This window comes from Microbacterium sp. ARD31 (assembly GCF_031844425.1).
The window spans coordinates 58400-78571 of sequence record NZ_JAUZVE010000033.1 but is presented as its reverse complement, the minus strand read 5'-3'; the positions used below and the strand labels follow the sequence as shown (position 1 = coordinate 78571).

At 65.2% G+C, this 20172-nt stretch carries 18 protein-coding genes; 16 read left to right on the top strand and 2 right to left on the bottom strand.

Annotated features, from left to right (window positions below; genetic code table 11):
* Window positions 1-585: 585 nt before the first annotated feature.
* The gene (locus Q9S36_RS38370) at window positions 586-1497 is read right to left on the bottom strand and encodes a LysR substrate-binding domain-containing protein (RefSeq protein ID WP_311290021.1); all 912 of its coding nucleotides are present in this window, start codon (window positions 1495-1497) and stop codon (window positions 586-588) included.
* A 228-nt stretch (window positions 1498-1725) separates the two neighbouring features.
* Between Q9S36_RS38370 and Q9S36_RS38365 the strand changes: the two genes are divergently transcribed.
* The 16 genes from Q9S36_RS38365 (at window position 1726) to Q9S36_RS38285 (ending at window position 19984) form a co-directional block, all read left to right on the top strand.
* Entirely contained in the window at window positions 1726-3075 is a 1350-nt protein-coding gene (locus Q9S36_RS38365) for an extracellular solute-binding protein (protein ID WP_311290020.1), read from the top strand.
* A 41-nt stretch (window positions 3076-3116) separates the two neighbouring features.
* Window positions 3117-4043: a sugar ABC transporter permease gene (locus Q9S36_RS38360; RefSeq protein ID WP_311290019.1), complete on the top strand. Its 927-nt coding sequence runs from the start codon at window positions 3117-3119 to the stop codon at window positions 4041-4043.
* Window positions 4040-4972 carry a carbohydrate ABC transporter permease gene (locus Q9S36_RS38355; RefSeq protein WP_396653927.1) on the top strand — a complete coding sequence of 311 codons (933 nt, stop codon included), beginning with the start codon at window positions 4040-4042 and terminating at the stop codon, window positions 4970-4972. The genes Q9S36_RS38360 and Q9S36_RS38355 overlap by 4 nt, the downstream gene beginning before the upstream one ends.
* 50 nt (window positions 4973-5022) lie before the next feature.
* The gene (locus Q9S36_RS38350) at window positions 5023-7146 is read left to right on the top strand and encodes a beta-galactosidase (protein ID WP_311290018.1); all 2124 of its coding nucleotides are present in this window, start codon (window positions 5023-5025) and stop codon (window positions 7144-7146) included.
* 137 nt (window positions 7147-7283) lie between these two features.
* Window positions 7284-8489: an acyl-CoA dehydrogenase family protein gene (locus Q9S36_RS38345; protein WP_311290017.1), complete on the top strand. Its 1206-nt coding sequence runs from the start codon at window positions 7284-7286 to the stop codon at window positions 8487-8489.
* Window positions 8490-8524: 35 nt separating this feature from the next.
* Window positions 8525-9289, top strand: a complete 765-nt coding sequence (fabG, locus tag Q9S36_RS38340; protein ID WP_311290016.1) for a 3-oxoacyl-ACP reductase FabG — start codon at window positions 8525-8527, stop codon at window positions 9287-9289.
* Entirely contained in the window at window positions 9289-10473 is a 1185-nt protein-coding gene (locus Q9S36_RS38335; protein ID WP_311290015.1) for an acetyl-CoA C-acyltransferase, read from the top strand. The genes fabG and Q9S36_RS38335 overlap by 1 nt, the downstream gene beginning before the upstream one ends.
* On the top strand, window positions 10470-10949 hold the full coding sequence (locus Q9S36_RS38330) for a MaoC family dehydratase (RefSeq protein WP_311290014.1): 480 nt from the start codon (window positions 10470-10472) through the stop codon (window positions 10947-10949). Before Q9S36_RS38335 ends, Q9S36_RS38330 begins: the two co-directional genes overlap by 4 nt.
* An 8-nt stretch (window positions 10950-10957) precedes the next feature.
* Window positions 10958-11860 (top strand): CoA-transferase, encoded by a 903-nt coding sequence (locus tag Q9S36_RS38325; RefSeq protein ID WP_311290013.1) that lies wholly within the window; start codon window positions 10958-10960, stop codon window positions 11858-11860.
* Window positions 11857-12660, top strand: coding sequence for a CoA-transferase (locus Q9S36_RS38320; RefSeq protein ID WP_311290012.1), 804 nt, complete (start codon window positions 11857-11859; stop codon window positions 12658-12660). The genes Q9S36_RS38325 and Q9S36_RS38320 overlap by 4 nt, the downstream gene beginning before the upstream one ends.
* A 7-nt stretch (window positions 12661-12667) precedes the next feature.
* A complete protein-coding gene (locus Q9S36_RS38315; protein ID WP_311290011.1) occupies window positions 12668-13462 on the top strand; it encodes an alpha/beta hydrolase in 795 nt (264 codons plus the stop codon).
* 49 nt (window positions 13463-13511) lie between these two features.
* Window positions 13512-14675 carry an acyl-CoA dehydrogenase family protein gene (locus Q9S36_RS38310; RefSeq protein ID WP_311290010.1) on the top strand — a complete coding sequence of 388 codons (1164 nt, stop codon included), beginning with the start codon at window positions 13512-13514 and terminating at the stop codon, window positions 14673-14675.
* A 395-nt stretch (window positions 14676-15070) separates the two neighbouring features.
* Window positions 15071-16351 (top strand): helix-turn-helix domain-containing protein, encoded by a 1281-nt coding sequence (locus Q9S36_RS38300; RefSeq protein ID WP_311290009.1) that lies wholly within the window; start codon window positions 15071-15073, stop codon window positions 16349-16351.
* A 58-nt stretch (window positions 16352-16409) separates the two neighbouring features.
* Entirely contained in the window at window positions 16410-17720 is a 1311-nt protein-coding gene (locus Q9S36_RS38295; RefSeq protein WP_311290008.1) for an MFS transporter, read from the top strand.
* 18 nt (window positions 17721-17738) lie between these two features.
* Window positions 17739-19148, top strand: coding sequence for a hypothetical protein (locus Q9S36_RS38290; protein WP_311290007.1), 1410 nt, complete (start codon window positions 17739-17741; stop codon window positions 19146-19148).
* An 80-nt stretch (window positions 19149-19228) separates the two neighbouring features.
* Complete coding sequence (locus tag Q9S36_RS38285) at window positions 19229-19984, top strand: alpha/beta fold hydrolase (protein ID WP_311290006.1); 756 nt, start codon at window positions 19229-19231, stop codon at window positions 19982-19984.
* On the opposite strand, the gene Q9S36_RS38280 is transcribed toward Q9S36_RS38285, so the two are convergent.
* Window positions 19976-20161: a hypothetical protein gene (locus Q9S36_RS38280; RefSeq protein ID WP_311290005.1), complete on the bottom strand. Its 186-nt coding sequence runs from the start codon at window positions 20159-20161 to the stop codon at window positions 19976-19978. The genes Q9S36_RS38285 and Q9S36_RS38280 overlap by 9 nt on opposite strands.
* Window positions 20162-20172: the final 11 nt, after the last annotated feature.

The following is a 20172-nucleotide window of genomic DNA, read 5'->3' as shown; positions in this document are numbered from 1 at the left end:
ATCGGTGCCTTAAACCAGCGTATCCATTCGGCTCAGGGCCGCCGAAACCACTCCTGAGGAGGGCTCCGGCTGGGCCGACGAGGATCGGTCGGCGTGCCTACGCATTCCCGAACTCCCCACCGTCTTCCTAGCCGCCGGCCGATAATCGAGTTCTCTCAGCCAAAGCACCCTCATGTTGCATGAACCCTTCAACGACGACTGGTGTGTCGAGAAGCAACTTGAGATGGACGGCTTCGGCCGCGAGGCTCGGGTGGGTCGGCGGCGCGCACTCGGTTCACTCGCGCGGCTTCTGCAAAGCCGTCGCGAAGAAACTCTCGGACGAACGGGGCCTATCGCCCCCTACGTCGCCCGGTGTACGGAGTCCGGCCGATGGTGATGCGCTGGACGACGATGATCATCCTGACCTGCGGGCGCTCGTGCCCGCGCTCATGCCTTGGGTCGCGCGAATCGTGGATGTCCCAGAGCACTGACTTTCGCCCAACGTCGCCGATAAAATTCGTAGAGCGCATGACGACGACTTGTGGAACTGGTCACGTCACCTCTCGCTCAGATCCCGATGGGCGCCGCGTTCGGTGGGCTGAGAGATCAGCGCACTCCGGTGCGAGTCAAGACCGGCGTGGGCAGCTCCCGCTGTGCGATCTCGAGCACGGCCCGCAGCGCAGGACTGGCATCATCAGCACGCCATGCCATCCGCAGGAGCACGGGCTCGAAGTCCTCGGAGAGCGGCCTGAACACGATGCCTGGGAATTCTCCGTTCTCTGCCACCGAGGACACCGTGATGCCGCAGCCGGCTCCGGCGGAGATCAACGACAACTGCGTCCACGTGTCGGGGGCCGTTTGGGCGATCGTCGGAACGAAACCCGCGCTGGCCGCCAGGCGGATGAGATGGTCGAAGAGCACGCCGCCCCGGGCCAGGCTGACGAAATCCTCCTTTTGCAGGTCCTTCATCGAGACCGAGAATGCATTGGCGAGAGGATGCTGTGTGGGAAGGGCGATGATCAGCTGCTCGTCGGCAATGACCCGCGATTCCAGCTCGGGGGGAACGAACCACCAGCGGCCCAGCCCGATGTCGATCGTTCGCTCGGCGAGCTTGTCCAGAGCGGCGCTGGCGTAGTTCGAGCTGAAGATCTGGAAGTCGATCCCCGGGTGGGTCTCTCGAACGGAGCGAGCAAGTTTCCCGACCATGATGTGGGAAGACGCTCCAGGAAAAGCCAGCCTCACTCTGCCGACCTCCCCGCGGGCCGCTTCCGCCACCGAGACCTGTGCAGACCGTACGGCTTCCAGTACGTCCACAGCCGACGGACGCAGCGCTTCGCCCGCTGTGGTGAGGCGGACCGACCGGGTGTTCCTCTCAAAGAGGGGGGCACCGAGACTTCGCTCCAGATTCTGAATTGTGCGGCTGAGGGCCGGCTGGGCCAGGTGCAGTCGGGCAGCTGCACGACCGAAGTGCAGTTCCTCGGCCACAGCCACGAACGCCCGGATTTGGTGAAGCTCCATCTTTCTCCCTCGCAGCAGCTACGGATTGATGCTACCTCGGCATTACTGCGTGGCCGACTATGTATTGGACCAACATCGCCGCGGAAGCGAGAGTAGGTCAAACAGCAAAGGAAGCGAAGCGTGAGCGAACCGAACTCGCGTTCCGACCCCCATCTGCCCGCAGCCATTGATCGTGGCGAACCCACCGGCCCTTGCAGAACTACCTCTGATGATCGAAGGAGATTACAGATGCATCGCATCTCGAAGACAATCGGCGCGATTGTCGCCGGCGCACTCGCACTCTCGCTCGTAGCGTGCAGCTCTAACACCGGCCCGGCCGCGACCGAGCCCGACCGCCTCAGCCAGGAAGAGATCGACGAGGCTCTCCAGACCGACACGACCCTCGTCTTCTGGACCTGGGTATCCGGCATCGAGGAGGAGGTCGCGCAGTTCACCCAGAAGTATCCGGCCATCAAGGTGAAGGTGGAGAACGCCGGCCAGGGTGCGCCTCAGTACACGAAGCTGCGTACGGCGCTGACGGCTGGCAGCGGCGCCCCGGACCTGGCCCAGATCGGGTACGACTACATCTCGACGTTCGCGATCACCGACAGCCTGGTGGACATCCGGCCGTACGTGTCCGAAGACTTCGATTCGAAGTTCGTAGACTGGACGATCGAGCAGGTCGGCGGCGCCGATGGCCAGCTGTGGGCGGTTCCTCAGGACACCGGTCCGATGGGGCTGCTCTACCGTTCGGACATCCTGGAGCAGTACGGCATCGACGTGCCGACCACGTGGGAGGAGTTCGCGGAGGCTGCACGCGAACTGCACGCCGCGAACACCGAGGTCTACCTGACGAACTTCCCGCCGAACGTCGACGGATTCTGGACTGCCCTGAACTGGCAGGCTGGCAACCCCTCGTACACCGTCGCTGACCAGGAGACCCTGTCCTTCGACGTGAATAGCGAGGAAGCCAAGCGCATCGCCGACTTCTGGCAGGGCCTCGTAGACGAGGGCGTCATCTCGACCGACCCCGAATACACCGATGAGTGGTACCAGGGCCTGAACTCCGGCCGCTACGCGAGTTGGCCCACAGCTGCATGGGGCCCGCTCTTTCTCGAATCCAGCGCGCCGGCCACGGCGGGTCTGTGGCGCGCCGCTGAGTTCCCGGTCTGGGAGGGATCCGAAGCGGTCTCGGCCAACCGCGGTGGCTCCACCACCGCTGTGATCTCTGGGACGAAGAACGCGATCGCCGCCGCAGCTCTGGCCGAATTTCTGAACAGCGACCCCGACGTGTCGATGGCTTTGGCCACCGAGCGATCTCTGTTCCCGGCAGCGGTGTCGACGCTCGAGGACCCCGAGTTCCTGGACGCGAGCTCTGACTTCTACGGGGGTCAGAAGGTCAACGCGCTGTTCGCGGAGATTAGCGAGACGGTGAACCCGAACTTCGACTTCCCGCCGTTCCGCGACATGGACATCACGATCTGGAAGGAGACCGTCGGCACTGCCATCGACGGTGGTGGTGACATCGCAGCATCGCTTGACGAATGGCAGGACCGGCTGGTCGCGTACGCAGAGGAGCAGGGCTTCACCGTCAAGTGACCTGACCCGCTCCCACCATCACTGAGAACTAGGATCTCATCTTGACCGCACCTACGGTGTCGAACGGCGCGTCGCGCACGCGGCGGAGTGGCTCTGCCACCCGCAGTGCGCGGCGCGCCGGCCTCGGCTTTGTTCTGCCCTTCTTCGTGCTCTTTCTCTCGATGGTCGTGGTGCCCCTTGGGTATGCCGCGTACCTGAGCCTGTTCGAAACCCGCCTCATCGGAGGCGAGAGCTTCGTCGGTCTCGAGCAGTATGCGAAGGCACTGACCGACCCGCTCCTGCTGGAAGGCATCGGTCGAGTCGCAGTGTTCTTCCTGATCCAGGTCCCGCTGATGCTCGCGATCGCGCTCATCATCGCGCTGATCCTCGACAGCGGCATGCTCCGGCTGGCGAAGGTGTTCCGCCTGGGCGTGTTCCTTCCCTATGCAGTGCCGAGCGTCATCGCTGCGCTGATGTGGGGATATCTCTATGGAGACCAGTTCGGCCCACTCGCCCAACTTGCCGCAGCCGTGGGCCTACCCGCGCCGAACTTCCTCTCGCAAGGCAACGTCCTCGGAGCCATCGCGAACATCGTGACGTGGGAGTTCGCCGGTTACAACATGATCATCATGTATGCCGCGCTCCGCGCGATCCCGACGGAGTTGTACGAAGCAGCGGCTGTCGACGGTGCCGGCGCTTTCCGGGTCGCGTGGAGCATCAAGCTGCCAGCCCTCCGGCCGGCCATCATGGTCTGCCTCATCTTCTCGGTGATCGGATCGTTCCAGCTGTTCAACGAGCCGAACCTCCTCCAGAATCTCGCCCCCAGCTCAATCGACAGTGCGTTCACCCCCAATCTGTACGCGTATTCGCTCGCCTTCACCGGGCAGAACGTCAACTACGCGGCAGCTGTCTCGTTCCTGTTGGGCGCCGTAATTTTCATCGTGTCGTACGTCGCTCAGTCGGCGGGTCGGCGAAAGGCTGAAAAGTGACCACCCTCTCATCCTCTGCGCAGAACACGACGACGAGGGCGATACTCACGGGCACCGATCGCCGCCACCGGAGTCCTCGCAAGAAGTCCAGCGTATTCCTGTTCATCGTCATGGTCGGGCTGCTGGCCTACTTCCTGCTCCCCGTCTTCTGGCTTGTAGTCGCCTCGACCAAGACCACCGGCGATCTCTTCACCACGTTCGGGTTGTGGTTCGGCCAGGCTAGTGCCCTGTTCGAGAACATCGCGGCGACCCTGACGTACGAGAACGGTGTCTACGTCCGTTGGCTCCTCAACACCGTCGTGTACTCCGGGGTGAGTGCCGTCGGCGCCACGCTGTTGTGCGCAATGGGCGGTTACGGATTCTCCAAGTTCAAGTTCGGATTCTCCCGCGTGATGTTCGCCGTGGTCGTCGGCGCGATCATGGTGCCCACGACGGCCCTCGCAATTCCGACCTACCTTCTGTTCAGCCGCGTGGGCATCGTGGACACCCCTCTCGCAGTGATCATCCCCTCCCTGGTCAGTCCGTTCGGCCTGTACCTGATGCGCGTGTACGCCGACGACGCAGTGCCTGACAGTCTCATCGAGGCGGCGCGCATCGACGGAGCGGGCGAGACTCGCATCTTCTTCACCATCGCACTTCGACTGCTTGCGCCCGGACTTGTGACAGTGTTCCTCTTCACGCTCGTGGGTACCTGGAACAACTACTTCTTGCCGCTGATCATGATCAACTCCAGCGAGCTGTACCCGATAACCGTCGGCCTGGCCGCCTGGTCGTCCCAGACGACGGGCGGGGGAGGGGGATCTTCAGGATCCATGATCTCGCTAGTGATCACAGGCTCGTTCCTTTGCATCATTCCGCTCATCGCGGTCTTCCTTATGCTGCAGCGCTACTGGCAGTCCGGGTTGGCAGCAGGGAGCGTGAAGCAGTGAGCACGCCTACGACCGGACACTCATCCAGCAACCCCCGTCAGGAGCAGTCTGTGCTGAAGGATCCCCGACGCGTCCTCTTCGGAGCCGCGTACTACCACGAGTACCAGCCCGAGGCCCGTCTCGACGAGGATCTCGACCTGATGGCAGATGCCGGCTTCACAGTGATTCGTGTCGGGGAAGCCACATGGGCACGCTGGGAGCCCAGCGACGGCGAATTCGATCTGGATTGGATGGCTCCCGTCCTCGACGGCGCACACGCTCGGGGCATCGGCGTCATCATCGGCACTCCGACTTTCGCGCTGCCGATGTGGATGACACGCAAGCACCCTGAACTGGCGGTCAAACTGGCGGACGGCACACGCATGGGCTGGGGGCGACGCGAAGAGATCGATCTCACCAGTCCCACGTTCCGGTTCTATGCGGAGCGGGTCACCCGACGCATCCTAACCCGTTACGCCGGGCATCCCGCGGTCATCGGCTATCAGGTGCACAACGAACCGGGTCTTCACCTGATCTATAACGACGGCGCAGTCGAGGGCTTCCGGCATGACCTCGCGCGCACCTACCAGAGCGTCGAGGAACTCAATCGGCGCTGGGGGCTGGTCTTCTGGAGCCACGACCTCTCCGACTGGAGCGATCTGTGGCATCCGCAAGGCAATGCGCAGCCCCAGTACGATCTCGCGTGGCGGCGATATCAGGCGCATCTCACGACAGAATTCATCGCCTGGCTGGCCGATGTGGTGCGCGATCACGCCCTGCCCGAGCAGTTCGTGACCACCGACGTTGCCCTCGATCGTCCGGCACTTCATGAGTCCGAAGTCGCCGATGCGCTGGACGTCGCGGGGGTCAACGCGTACTACCGCATGCAGGACGGGTTTCAGATCGGCGCCGAACATGCAGCCCGCAAGTCTTGGATCACTGCCGAAGGCCCCTGGGTCGTGGCGCTGAAGGGCGACCGCGGTTACGCGGCCCAGCAGGCGCCATTCCTCGTGTTCGAGACGAATGCCTCTGCCGCCGGCGGTCCAGCGGACAATTATCCCCCCTACGACGGCCAGCTCCGTCAGGCCGCCTGGTCGCTCGTCTCGCGTGGCGCCACCATGGTCGAGTACTGGCACTGGCAGTCGCTGCACTACGGCACCGAGACGTATTGGGGTGGTGTGCTCCCACACGACCAGAAGCCGGGGCGTGTCTATCGTGAGGTGCAGCAGCTGGGGGCGGAATTGCTGAAGGCCGGTCCCGAAGTCGCATCCCTGACGCCCGACTACGACGTCGCATTCCTGTACTCCCTGCCCTCCAAGTGGGGTCTCGCGTACCAGCCCTACCGAGCTGACAACACCAGTCATCCGCACATTCAGCGGAACGAGCGGGCGTATCAGGAGATCAACGAGGCCCTTTATCGCGGAGCATTCGAACGTGGGGCGCAGGTACGTCTGATACACGACAGACAAGTCATCGACTCCGGAGGTCGCATTCTGATCGATCCGGAGGAAGCCGCCCGAACGTTCCCAAGACTCGTCGCGGCTGGCCTCTACGTGGCGTCGGACGCGATGCTGGCCTGGTTGGACAAGTATGCGGAGGCTGGAGGCCACCTGCTCGTGGGCGTGCGCACCGGCTACGCGAACGAGGAAGCGAACGCGCGCCGCGAGCTGAAGCCGGCACTACTTTCGACCGGCGCGACCTACCAGGAGTTCACGACTCTCGACGAACCCGTCTCCCTGCGGGCCTCAAGAGAGTTCGAGCTGCCCGCAGATGCTGCCGCTCTTCACTGGGCGGACGGTCTGATGCCCAGCGACGCGGTCACCCTAGCGTCCTATGATCATCCGCAGTTCGGGAGCTGGGCTTGTCTGACGACCCGGCCGCACGGCGCTGGCCGTATCAGCACCCTCGGAGCGGTCCCGAATCCATCCTTCAGTCGGCGTCTGCTCGAGTGGTTTGTGCCCGACGCGGTTCAGGATGAGTGGGGCGCGTCGTCGACCACGGCCCGAGTCTCCTCGGCTGTCAATGCTAGCGGGCGACGTGTCCAGTTCCTCCACAACTGGAGCTGGGACCCGGCAACCTTGCGCGTGCCCAAGCCCTCGCAGGATGTCCTGAGCGGTGAATCGATCGACACCGGCGAAACGCTCCAGCTGGGCAGTTGGGACGTGCGAGTAATCGCCGACGTGCGACAACATTGATGCCACTGTGGCATCAATGATGGCCCCAATCAGTATTGGACAGCAATAGTTCGCCTCGGAATGCTGGGAGTGAGCGGAATCGTTCTTTCCGACCCTGTGATGCTGTCCCACTCGCGCACCTTCTGAAGGCAACTGACATGACCCCTCACTCCATCGAACGCGACCTGCGCCCGTCGGACTACCTCCTCGTGATCTCCGACGTTCCGGCCCCCGCGCGCGCCGTCATCGACAAGGCGCGGACCCTCGTTCAGGCGGAGGTGCTGCCGATCATCAACGAGAAGTGGGAGAAGGCGGAGTTCCCCTTCGAGCTGATTCCCAAGTTGCGGGAACTTGGCGTCGCCGGCACGACGATCCAGGGATTCGGTTGCCCAGGTATGAGCCGGTTGGCGGCAGGGCTCTTGGCTATGGAGATCGCCCGCGGAGACGGCTCGGTCAACACGTTCCTCGCCGTGCAGTCCGGCCTGGTCATGGGCGCCATCAACATGCTCGGGGATGATGAGCAACGCCAACGCTGGCTTCCGGGCATGGCCAGTCTCGACCTGATTGGCGCGTTCGGGCTGACAGAGCCCGACCACGGCTCCGATTCCGTCGCTCTGAAGACGACAGCTCGCCGCGAGGGGGATTCCTACATCCTCAATGGCCAGAAGAAGTGGATCGGCAACGGCAGCTTTGCCGACGTCACGATCATCTGGGCGCGGGACACCGGGGATGACCAGGTGAAGGGCTTCATCGTCGAGAAGAACGAGCGCGGTGAGTATCCGCGAGGCTACGAGGCAACCGTTATCGAGGGCAAGGTTGGAAAGCGAGCTGTCCTGCAGGCGGCTATTCAGATTCGGGACGTAGCCGTTCCGGTCTCGAACCGGCTGGTCAATTCGTCGTCCTTCAAGGACGTCACACGCGTGCTTTCCCAAACCCGTGTCAACGCCGCTTGGGAAGCGCTTGGGCACGCCATGGCGGCGTACGACATCGCCGTGGAGTATGCGAAGACTCGCATTCAGTTCGGCAAGCCGATCGCCAGCTTCCAGCTGGTACAGCATCAGCTTGCGAACATGCTCTCCGAGATCGCGGCCATCCAGCTGTTGTGCCTCAGGGTGACCGAACTCATCGACGCTGGGCGAGCACCGCGAGGAGCAGCATCCCTCGCGAAGATGCACGCGGCGCAGAAGGCGCGCTGGGTCTGCTCTCAGGCGCGAGATCTCCTGGGCGGCAACGGGCTGCTGTTGGAGAACCACATCGCGCGTCATCTCACTGACATGGAAGTCGTGCACACGTATGAAGGCACCGACTCCATCCAGGCGTTGATCGTCGGGCGTGACATCACGGGCGTTTCGGCGTTCGCGTGAGCGCCGATCGAACACCAATCCAAGGGGTACCGCACATGCAGAGATTCACCGACCGCGTCGCCGTCGTCACCGGCGGAGCCCAGGGAATCGGCGCGGCCACCGCGCGGCGACTCGCGAAGGAAGGCGCCACCGTCGCGATCCTCGATCTCAACGCGGCACGCGCCAACGAGACCGCACTCGGGCTCCGCGGTCATGACGGGCAGCCGGAACATGTCGGGCTGGGCTGCGATGTCACCAACGAGACCGAGGTCGCCGCTGCGTTCTCGAACATCCAGAACACGTTCGGACACATCGATGTGCTGGTCAACAACGCTGGCATCACCCGCGACGGACTGCTGCACAAGATGACCGTCGACGATTGGCGCTCCGTTGTCGAAATCAACCTGAGCAGCGTGTTCCTGTGCTCCCGTGAAGCGCAGAGACACATGGTGCCCCGCCGTTACGGCAAGATCGTCAACCTCAGCAGCCGTTCCGCACTCGGCAACCGAGGCCAGGCGAACTACTCCGCTGCCAAGGCGGGTATTCAGGGCCTTACCGCTACCCTCGCCATCGAGCTCGGCCCGTTCGACATCAACGTGAACGCGGTGGCGCCGGGCTTCATCGCCACCGCCATGACCGCCGCGACAGCTGAACGTGTCGGCTCCAGCGTCGAGGACTACCAGCAGCAGGTCGCAGACCGCACCCCGCTTCGCCGCGTGGGTCAGCCCGAAGAGGTCGCCGCGGCGATCGCATTCCTCGCCAGCGACGACGCGTCGTACGTGTCTGGGCAGACCCTCTACATCAATGGTGGTGGTCGCTGATGGCCGAGGCATTCCTTGTCGGTGGCGTCCGCACCGCCGTCGGCAAGTACGGAGGCGCGCTGTCGGCAGTTCGACCGGACGACCTGGCCGCGCACGTGCTGCGCGCCGTGGTTGACCGGTCAGGCATCCCGGCGGATGCCATCGACGAGGTCATCCTGGGCAACGCGAACCAGGCTGGCGAAGACAACCGCAACGTCGCGAGGATGGCGGCGCTGCTCGCCGGGCTGCCCGCAAGCACCCCCGGCGTGACCGTCAACCGGCTCTGCGCATCCGGCCTGACCGCCGTTCACCTCGCCGCACAGATGATCAAAACCGGAGAGGCCGACATCGTGATCGCAGGGGGAGTGGAGTCTATGTCTCGCGCGCCCTGGGTGATGGCCAAACCCACCCGCGCCTTCGCTCGTCCCGGCGAGATCGCCGACACCTCAATCGGGTGGCGCTTTACCAACCCCCGGCTCGCCGCAGATCCGAAGAACATCTACTCCATGCCGGAGACTGCCGAGGAGGTCGCGCACGTCTACGGCATCACCAGGGAGGACGCAGACAGGTTCGCACTGCGTTCCCACGAGAATGCGACGGCGGCGATCGCGTCGGGCGCTTTCGCTCAGGAGATCATTCCGGTCGAGATCGCTGGCGGATTGATCGACACAGATGAGGGACCTCGGGCGGACACCAGCATGGACGCGCTCGGTGCGCTGCGGTCGGTGGTGGCTCCAGGGGGAGTTGTGACTGCCGGCAACTCGAGTTCACTCAACGACGGTGCATCTGCCGTCGTCGTCGCGAGCGAGGACGCGGTGGCCAGATGGGGTCTCGCGCCGCGTGCTCGCGTCGTCGCCGGAGCCAGCGCGGGCGTCGCTCCTGCCGTGATGGGCATCGGCCCGGTACCCGCTACGCAGAAGGCTCTCGATCGGGCCGGTTGGTCGATCGGCAACCTCGGAGCCGTCGAACTGAACGAGGCCTTCGCTACACAGGCCCTCGCGGTCTCGCGCCAGCTCGGTGTGGACCTAGACATCGTCAACCGCGACGGCGGTGCCATCGCCCTGGGTCATCCCCTGGGCTCCAGCGGCGCGCGCATCGTCGTGACGCTGCTCGGGCGCATGGAACGCGAAGGCGTCAAGCGATCGCTGGCGACCATGTGCGTCGGCGTTGGCCAAGGCACCGCAGTGCTGTTGGAGGCAGTGTGACCCCGCTTGAGACCTCGTACGGCGATATCGACGACCTCGTCGGTCGCGAGCTCGGCGTCGCCGACTGGTGCCTGGTCGATCAGGCCAGAGTCACCGAGTTCGCAAGAGTGACCGGCGACGACCAATGGATCCACACCGATGGGGCCCGCGCCGCATCGGGGCCGTTCGGGGGGACCGTCGTCCACGGCTATCTCTCCCTCGCGATGCTCCCGATGATGACCCGGACCGTACTGCAGATCGCTGGCCTCGCCTCCGTGATCAACTACGGGGTGAACCGGGTCCGCTTCCCTCGGCCCATCCGCGTGGGGCTCGCCGTCCGTGACCGGATCACCGTGAGGGCCGTCGAAACGAGCTCGGTGTCTAAGCGACTTGTACTCACCCACACCGTCGAGATCGATGACGGCGGCGCCAAGCCGGGATGCGTGGCAGAGACGATATCTCTACTAATACCCGCCGCGGGACAGGACGCAGCATGAGTAAACGCATGAGCCTGCGCGAGGCCGTCGCAGCTTTGGTCTCCGACGGCGATCTGGTCGCCATCGAAGGATTCGGACACCTCGTGCCGGTAGCAGCCGCGCACGAGATCATCCGGCAGGGCAGGTCTGACCTCACCCTGGCTCGCATGTCGTGCGATGTCACTGTCGACCAACTCATCGCCGCCGGCTGCGTGTCGACCCTCATCTCTTCGTTCGTCGGCAACAGTTCCGCAGGATCTCTGCACGAGCTGCGCCGACGAGTCGAACACGATGATCCGGCCCCCCTGCGGTTGGAGGAGTACAGCCACGGCGGCATGGTCGCCAGGTACACCGCCGGCGCCTCCAGGCTGCCCTTCGCCGCCATCAACAGCTACCGCGGAAGCGATCTGCCCACACTGAACCCCGAGATCCGCACCGTCACGGACCCCTATGGATCAGGCGATATCTACGTCGTCCCCGCGCTGCGCCCGGATGTGTCGATCATCCATGCGCAGCGGGCCGATGAACACGGCAACGTGCAAGCCTGGGGCATCCTCGGCATCCAGACGGAGGCCGCCTTCGCTGCCGACCGCGTCATCGTCACCGTCGAAGAAATCGTCGATGACGATGTGATCAGGTCGGACCCCAACAGAACGATCATCCCTGCACACGCAGTGACGGCCGTCGTCGAGTGCCCGTGGGGTGCGTTCCCGCACGCCGTCCAGGGCTACTACGACCGCGACGACGCCTTCGCGCGCCGCTGGTCTGAGCTCGCCCGAAACCCCCATGAGATGCATGTCTGGCTTGACGCGAACATCCGAGGCACCAGCGACTTCGACGCGCACCTGGAGCTTGTCGGGCACCCTCGGGACGGGCGGTTGAACGTGACGGAGGCGTTCCCGTCGCCGGTGAATTATGGAGGCCGACGATGACGCGGATCCTTGCCGCTGCGGACATGGCCCGCACCCACCACTACTCGAATGGCGAACTGCTGTCGGCTACGAGCGCACGGCTGCTCGCCGGCCGCTCGATCGTGTTCGCCGGGCACGGACTGCCGACTCTCGCGGTCTCGCTGGCGCAGCAGACGGTTGCGCCCGATGTCGAGCTGGTCTATGAGTCGGGCGTGACCGGCGCACGACCGAATGATCTGCCGCTGAGCATCTCGGACTCCATCCTCGTGCCCGGCGCCGCGGGCGTGATGCCCATGACCGTCCTGTTCAACTACGTCCTGCAGGGCCGCAGAATCGATGTCGGTTTCCTCGGCGCTGCTCAGATCGACAAGTACGGCAGCCTGAACTCGACCCTCATCGGTTCGCCATGGTCGCATCCGAAGGTGAAGCTGCCCGGATCCGGTGGCGCGATCGAGGTGATGGCAGGAGCGCGGGAGGTGTTCGTCGTGATGCGGCGGCACACTCCGACAACGTACGTCGAGGATCTCGACTTCCGCACCACGCCCAGCCCCCACGCCGCGGCCGCCGCAATCCACGGGGCGATGCCGAACGGGCGTGGCGTCACCCACGTGATCTCCGAGCTGGGAGTCCTCACCCGTAGTGAGCCCCATGAGCAACTGCGGCTGACCGCCCTGCAACCGGGAGTCAGCGTAGACCAGGTGAGGGACGCGACCGGCTGGGAACTGGAGGTCGCGCCGACGGTGCACACACTTCCGGCACCCACCAAAGACGAGCTCGAACGACTGCGGCTGCTCGACCCCGCCAGGCACTACCTGAGATAGGACTGCGATGCCGACGACTTCCCCACTGCCAGTCACCATCGAAGGCACACCGATCCAAACCTCTGTGACCTTCCACGGCGATTGGGACAGCACGAGCACTCCCGTCATTCTCATTCACGGGACCGGAGGTACAACACAGAGCAATTACGCACCCGTGCTTCCGCTTCTGTCCGCGCACCACCGCCTTCTCGGGGTCGACACACGCCCGGACGATGCGGAGACCGTGGGGCTCGACCAGCTTCATCACTCAATCGAGTCGGCCATCACGTCTTCCGTCGATTCAGACCAGGTCGACCTCATCGGCTACTCTCTGGGAGCTGTTATCGCTGCCAGCCTCGCGGCACGCATGGGGAGGCAAGTCAGGCGTCTCATCGCGCTCGGAGGATGGGCCCGCACAGACCCGCAGCGGCTGCTTCGCAACCAGCTCTGGCTCGACCTCAACGCTGCGAGTCCCGAGCTGCTCGCCAAGTACTGGGTGCTCTCGTCTTACGGGCACATATACCTCGCCGCGCTGGAGCCGGAACGTATCGCCGCGATGGCCGCGGCCACTCGCGTGCGCAGCGGGACGGTCGCGGAGATGCACCTTAATCGACGCCTCGACATCCGCGAGCAGCTCCCCAAGATCACCGCGAAGACGATGGTGATCGGAGGATCGCAGGATCAGACGATCCCGCTGCCTCACAGCGCGGAGCTGGCAGCGGGAATCCCCGGGGCCGACCTCGTCGTCGTCGACGCCGGTCATGCGCTCATGGCTGAGCGGCCCGGTGAGGTCTCAGGTCTCATGCTCGACTTCCTCAGCTAGCCGATGGCGCTGAAAACCCGACACCCATCCACCACCCGACAGGCCCGCTGTGCATACCAACATCAACGACATCCTCTCCATCGACGACCAGCTCAGTCCCACCGAGCTCGAGTTCCGCTCCCGCATCCGTGACCTCGTCGATCACAAGATCCGGCCACATGTCGGCGAATGGTTTGCCAATGCGACGTTCCCGACTGAATTGATCCCGGCGCTCGGTGAAGCCGAGATGTTCGGGACGACGCTCCACGGTTACGACTGTCCGGGCCGATCCGCCGTCGAGTACGGCCTGGGAGCGCTGGAGCTCGAGGCCGGCGATTCCGGTATCCGGACCCTCGTGAGCGTGCAGGGCTCACTTGCGATGAACGCGATTCACAAATGGGGCAGTGAAGAACAGAAGACCACCTGCCTCCCGGCGATGGCTCGTGGCGAGCTGGTGGGCTGTTTCGGCCTCACCGAGCCGACGGCAGGCTCCGACCCCGCCAGCATGACGACGACGGCAACGCGGGATGGAGACGACTGGATCCTCACCGGAAGCAAACGGTGGATTGGCCTTGCCAGCATCGCGCAGATTGCCGTCATCTGGGCAAGGACTGTTGATGGCGTGCGGGGGTTCGTTGTCCCGACTGCGACCGAGGGCTTCTCGGCAGTTCCTATTCCGCGCAAGCTGTCCATGCGCACCTCGATTCAGTGCGATATCACGCTTGAGAGCGTGCGCGTGCCCGACAATGCGATGCTCCCTAAGGCGACGGGACTGGGGGCAGCCCTGGCGTGCTTGAACGACGCGCGGTACGGCATCGCCTGGGGTGCCATCGGAGCGGCGCGCGACAGCTATGAAGCCGCCGTCACCTACGCGCAGAACCGGACTCAATTCGATGCGCCCATCGCCTCGTTCCAGCTGACGCAGGCCAAGCTCGTCGACATGATGATCGCAGTGCAGACGGGAACCCTGCTCGCGCTGCATCTGGGCAGGCTCAAGGACAAGGCCGCACTGACACCTGCGCAGGTGTCGCTGGCGAAGCTCAGCAACGTCCGAAACGCGATCGAGGTCTGCCGGGAAGCGCGCACGATCTTCGGAGGCAATGGTGTGACAACGGAGTACTCTCCGCTGCGGCATTCATTGAACCTCGATAGCGTCCGCACGTACGAGGGCACGGACGAGATGCACACCCTCATCCTTGGTCAGACGATCACCGGCATTCCGGCGTTCCGCTGATAGGAGCAGTATCGCGGGCGTCGGTCTCTCGCGATCCCCTCGCGTTCATAACTCGGGAGCATTGTCTCGAGCTGCACCCAAAATGACTGACGAGACGCGAGATGCAGCTCGACTTGGACCGGTGCCGTTGGTGGTCGCTGGCCCGCATCTTCCGCAGCGTCGGGGTGGTCAGGCCGGAGTCGAGGAAAGCGCCGGCGTCGTATCGCAGATCGTCGGCTTCGACGATCTGCCGGATGCCGCGCACCTCCTCCCGCCGCTGACCACGGTCAGCCAGGACTTCGACGCCCTGGGCGCCGCGGTCATGGATGCACTGCTCGGACGTTCCCGAGCTGATCACGCGGGGGTCGACAGCGCGCCGGCCGTGAGGGCGTCTCAGGTCGTCGACCCGCAGCCTGGTGGTGCTGGATCTCATACGTCAAGCTCAAACTGTGACGATTCCAGGACCGCCGGCCTCCAGCGTGCGAATAGAAGGCGTCCCGGCGACCGAATGGGTCCTCTCCCACCGTCGCGACCTCGTCGACACGGCACTGGCCGAGCTGCGCGACTCCGTTGTCGGGGGCGACACCGAGCGGGCGGCCCAGCTGCGCTGGATCATGGACTACAACGTCGGCCTCTTCGCACGGGTGTTCAGCGGCCAGACGGTGCTGGATGAGGGTGCGGCGTCGGAACTGGTAGCTTCCGCGGCGGTCCGCGCGGCGGAAGGATTTCCCGTCGAGAACCTGCTGGAGACGTATGTCGGCGGCACCGCGGCGATCTGGCGGCGGATGGCATCGCACGCTCGTGCTGATGAGCTCGGCGACCTGATCATCCTCACGGGCGCCCTGTTCGACTACCTTCGCGGAGTGATGGCGCTCGTGGTGCGCGGCTTCGAGCGCGAGGCGTCACGTGTCCGCCTCGGGGAGCGGGACGCGCGCTATGCCGTGTACTCGGCGCTTCTCGCGGGTGGCGACCTGGAGCAGGCCGCGACACGCTCCGGGCTGCCGATCGCTGCGCGATATCTCGTACTGGCGATCCACATCGGCGAGGAGTCTTCTGACTCCGACCTCGTGTCGCACGTCACCTCGGCCCGCCGAGGGAACGCGCTGCTGCGGACCCTCGATGAGCTGTCGACCGGTGAAGTGCTCGCAGTGATCGGCGATCCCCACGGGACGGCACTCATCCCGGTCACTCCAGAACCGGAGCCGGACGAAGCGGACCGAGTGCGGGCAGCGGTCGAGCGGCTGGTGACGCACCTGGGGGTCGCCGTCCACGCTGGTGCGTTCTTCGCTGCCGCCTCTGAGGTGCGTGACGCCGTCTCGCTCGCTGAGGAGGTGCTGCAGCTGGTGCTCGCCATCGACTTCGCTGCCGGTGCCTGGTTCCTCGAGGACGTGCTGCTGCCGTTCCAGCTCACCCGACCGGGTCCTGCGCGTGACATGTTGCGGGATCGGCTGGAGGTGGTGGAGCAGCATCCGGACTGGGAAGCCACATTGCGCGCAGCCTCCCGTAACGGATGGGACCGCACCCGCACGGCGCGCGAGCTGCACGTGCATCCGAACACCGTCGACTACCGGCTGCGCAGGATGGCGGAAGCCACCGGTCTCGACACCGGAGACGCTGCGCAGCGTGCGGCGGTTCTCGCGGCGATGTACGTGCGGGCGATCGAGGCCGGACGCACTCCAAAGCCGATGGGTTTGTAGATCTCACAAATCGCCGCTGGCAACTCGCACGTGCTGTGCGTATCGGTCTACAGGGCACTTGCAGAGACTCGAAGAGCCTTGTCAGTACAGCGTCGTCATCGAGGAGCTCCCTGTGGCCGTTGCGCCCACCACCCACGCACCCGAAGCGGCCGTCCGGTCGCGCACCGGCATGTTCCGGGTCGGCATCGCCATGATGCTGGGCACGGTGGCGTACATCCTCCCGTTCAGTGCGGGCAGCGCCATCCTGATCCCTGCCCGTATCGCGGAGACGAACCCCGACGATAAGGTGCAATTGCTCGCGCTGCTGACTGCGGTTGCGGCGATCGTCGCAATGGTGTCGGCCGTCATCTTCGGCACGTTCTCGGATCACACCCGCACCCGGTTCGGTGCCCGCTCACCGTGGATCGTTGGCGGTGCTGTCGCGACGGCTTTGCTCCTGATCCCGGTGTCGTTGGCCGACAGTTTCGGCTGGCTGGAGTTCTGGTGGTGTCTGTCGATCGCCGCGATCAACGCGACCGGAGCATCCGTTGCCGCGATCCTCCCTGACCGGGTTCCTCACCACCGGCGGGCGACGGTCGCCGCACTGATCCCCATCGGCCTGCTGCTGGGCACCGCGGTGGGAACCGTCGTGGGCTCGCTGTGCGTCGAAAACATCACGCTGGGATTCCAGGTCGCCGGTGTCCTCTTCGTTGGTCTCGCTGTGGCGACGGTGCTCATCGCGCCCGACTTCTCGAACACCGACAGCGCGCGCGAGCGGATCCAGGTCAGCGAGGTCGCGGCTTCCTTCCGGTTCCCTCGCCACGCCCGGGACTTCTACCTGGTGCTCTGGGGCCGGTTGCTGCTGGTGCTCGGATACTTCATGATCAACGCGTTCCAGCTCTACATCTTCACGGATTACGTCGGAATGACAGAAGTGGATGCCGCGGCCGCCGTCCGCCTCAATTCGCTCATCTTCCTCGGCACAGCGTTGATCGGCGCTGCTGTCGCTGGACCGCTCTCCGATCGGCCGCAGCGCCGCAAGCTCCCCGTGATCCTCGCCTCGCTGCTCGCCGTCGCCGCGGGTGCCGCCCCGATGTTCTCCGCCACGCACACCGGCATGCTGTGGTTCGCGGTGCTGGGCGGGATCGCGTTCGGCTCCTATTACGCCGTCGACGCAGCACTCACCAGCGAAGTGCTGCCGAGTGTCGAGTCCCGCGCCCGCGACCTCGGCATCCTGAACATCGCCAACACCGGAGGTCAGGCTCTCGCTCCTGTCGCGAGCGCCGTGCTCGTCGCTCTCGGCTTCGGCTTCTTCCCCGTCTTCATCGGGGCGATGGCGTTCTGTGCGGTCAGCGCCGTCTTCATCGCCCCGATCAAATCCGTCCGCTGACGTCCGAAAGGCACCCGCATGGCATTCCCCACCGCACCCGACGGCTTCGTGACACTCGAGGTGCTGACCGAGTGGCAACAACAGCTCGACCGCCGCGGCCTGCGCGCCACCGGCTCTGATGCGCATGCCGACTACATCGACGACCTCGCCCGTCGGCTCGCCGAGGCGGGAGTCGATGGCGTGACGACCGAGGCCGTGCCGATGAGACGGTGGACGCCGGAGCAATGGTCGCTCAGTGCCGGTGGCGCCGACATCCGGATCATCTCCCCGGTGTCGTACTCGGGATCCACTGGGCCTGAAGGTATCAACGGTCCGCTGTCCGGCGAGCCGGCACCGGGAGTGATCGGTGTTGTCCGCGTCACGCTGCCGCCATACAACGCGGGCATGTTCGACATGCTCGACTGGGGCGCCCCGGCGCTCCCTGTGCATCCTGAGGGCTACGACTCGACGGAGCCTTACGAGCGCATTTGGCTCAGCCAGGACGAGATGCGCGCGCAGTTGGCACGCTTCGTCGCCGGTGGGGCTGCCGGGCTGATCATCTCAGTCGACCTGCCGGCCGACGAGCTGACCGACGCGTACCTCCTCTACGACGGCGTGCACCGCGGTCTTCCGGCGCTGTTCGTCGGGCGCGAGGTGGGTGATGCGCTACTGGCACGGATCGGCGAGACCGCGACGCTCACGCTCGAGGCGTCGATCGACGAGGTCGAGACCCACAACGTCCTCGGCCTAATCCCCGGCGCCAGCGACGAGATCATCGTCGTCCAGTCGCATACCGACGGCCCGAACGGTCTCGAGGACAACGGCCCCGAGGCGATCATCGCGATGGCCGAGCACCTCGCACGCCTCCCGAGGGGGGAGCTCGACCGCAGCATCCTGATCCTGCTCACCACCGGGCACTTCGCCATCGAGGAAGCCTGGGGGGTCGAGGCCTTCCTCGCCACCCACCGCGACGATATGGTCCCCCGTATCGCGGCTGCGCTCTGTCTCGAGCATCTCGGCGCGCGAGTCGCACCCGAAGGCTGGTCAGGCCACCGGGACGACCAGGACTACGAGTTCGGATGCTGCTTCACCACACATCACGAACCCGTCATCGTCGCCATGCGCAGGGCATTGGATGCCGCCGAGGTCACCGCGACGCGCGTGGTTCGTCCGTTCGTTCCCGATCTGACCGGACGGTCGCCAGACGGATTGACGTGGCCGGGGGACGGATGCCCGTTCTGGCACGCCGCCGGCCTTCCCGCCGCGAACTTCATCACCGGTCCCGGATACCTTCTCAACGCGGAACCCGTCGCCCACCTCATCGACATCGAGGCGCTGCGCCGACAGCTCGTGGCGTTCACCACGGCTGTCCGTGAGCTGAGCTCCGTGCCGTGGAAGCAGCTGCGGGGGTCGGAGCGCGAACGCGCTTCGAGCAGCGCCACACGGTAATGGCGCCGCCCTGCACAGAATGGAGCTTCGGCGCGCCCGTTCGCGGCTATCACTGGGCGGCGTCCACGACCCGTGCACGGGTGCTGCTGCAGCACGGTTACGGCGAGTACGCCGAGCGGTTCGTGTCTCAGTACCACGAGCTGATCCCGAACCTGCTCGCCGCAGGGATCGATGTCTACGCGATCGATCTTCCGGGGCACGGGAGGTCGCCGGGGCGACGAGGGTCCCTCGACGTCCGGGAAGGTGCCCGCCATCACCTCGCGGCAAAGCGCGCCCTCGCCGCCCGCGGGCCGGTGTTCCTCTTCGGCCACTCGCTCGGCGGGCTCGTCACGGCGCACACCGTCGTCGAGGATCAGACGAACGTGAGAGGTGTCGTGCTCATGAGCCCTGCGCTTCCGATGCCGGCGGGCCCGGTGTTGCACGGGCTGGCCACCGCACTCGCAGCCGTAGCGCCGCACGCGCCAGCGCCCTTGCGAGCGGCGCCGGCGTCCTCGCTCTCACGGCGTGCGGAGAACGCCGACCGGTACGCGGCCGACCCACTCATCTACAAAGGCCGGCTGACGAACCTGACTGCTCGCACGTCGCTCCTCACAGCGGAAGATGTGTGGCGACGCGCCTCGGGGTGGCAGACACCAACCCTCATCCTCCACGGCGCAAGTGACCGCTCGACCGATCCGGGCGGAAGCATGCGAATCTTCGAGGAGATCGCCAGCACCGACAAGACTCTCGAGCTGGTACGCGGCGGGCATCACGAGCTGCTCAACGACCTTGATCGAGACCGCGTCCGGACGATCGCCCTCGATTGGACACGGCTGCGCATTCCGGCGTCACGCTGACTCGCGCGCGCGGCGGGTCAGCGCCAGAACGGGGATCGTTCGCGCGGTCCGGGCCTCGTACTGGCGGAAACCCTCGCTCCGTGCCGTGAACCGCGCCCATGCCTGATCGCGCTCCTCGCCGACGAGCTCCGTGGCACGAACGAGAACGTCGCCATCGTCTGCCGTCTCGATCAGCACATCGGGATGCG

Excerpts from the sequence above, each read along its gene's own strand:
- Q9S36_RS38370 (WP_311290021.1), bottom strand. The coding sequence starts at position 1,497 with ATGGAGCTTCACCAAATCCGGGCGTTCGTGGCTGTGGCCGAGGAACTG.
- Q9S36_RS38365 (WP_311290020.1), top strand. The coding sequence starts at position 1,726 with ATGCATCGCATCTCGAAGACAATCGGCGCGATTGTCGCCGGCGCACTC.
- Q9S36_RS38345 (WP_311290017.1), top strand. The coding sequence starts at position 7,284 with ATGACCCCTCACTCCATCGAACGCGACCTGCGCCCGTCGGACTACCTC.
- fabG (WP_311290016.1), top strand. The coding sequence starts at position 8,525 with ATGCAGAGATTCACCGACCGCGTCGCCGTCGTCACCGGCGGAGCCCAG.
- Q9S36_RS38335 (WP_311290015.1), top strand. The coding sequence starts at position 9,289 with ATGGCCGAGGCATTCCTTGTCGGTGGCGTCCGCACCGCCGTCGGCAAG.
- Q9S36_RS38325 (WP_311290013.1), top strand. The coding sequence starts at position 10,958 with ATGAGCCTGCGCGAGGCCGTCGCAGCTTTGGTCTCCGACGGCGATCTG.
- Q9S36_RS38320 (WP_311290012.1), top strand. The coding sequence starts at position 11,857 with ATGACGCGGATCCTTGCCGCTGCGGACATGGCCCGCACCCACCACTAC.
- Q9S36_RS38315 (WP_311290011.1), top strand. The coding sequence starts at position 12,668 with ATGCCGACGACTTCCCCACTGCCAGTCACCATCGAAGGCACACCGATC.
- Q9S36_RS38290 (WP_311290007.1), top strand. The coding sequence starts at position 17,739 with ATGGCATTCCCCACCGCACCCGACGGCTTCGTGACACTCGAGGTGCTG.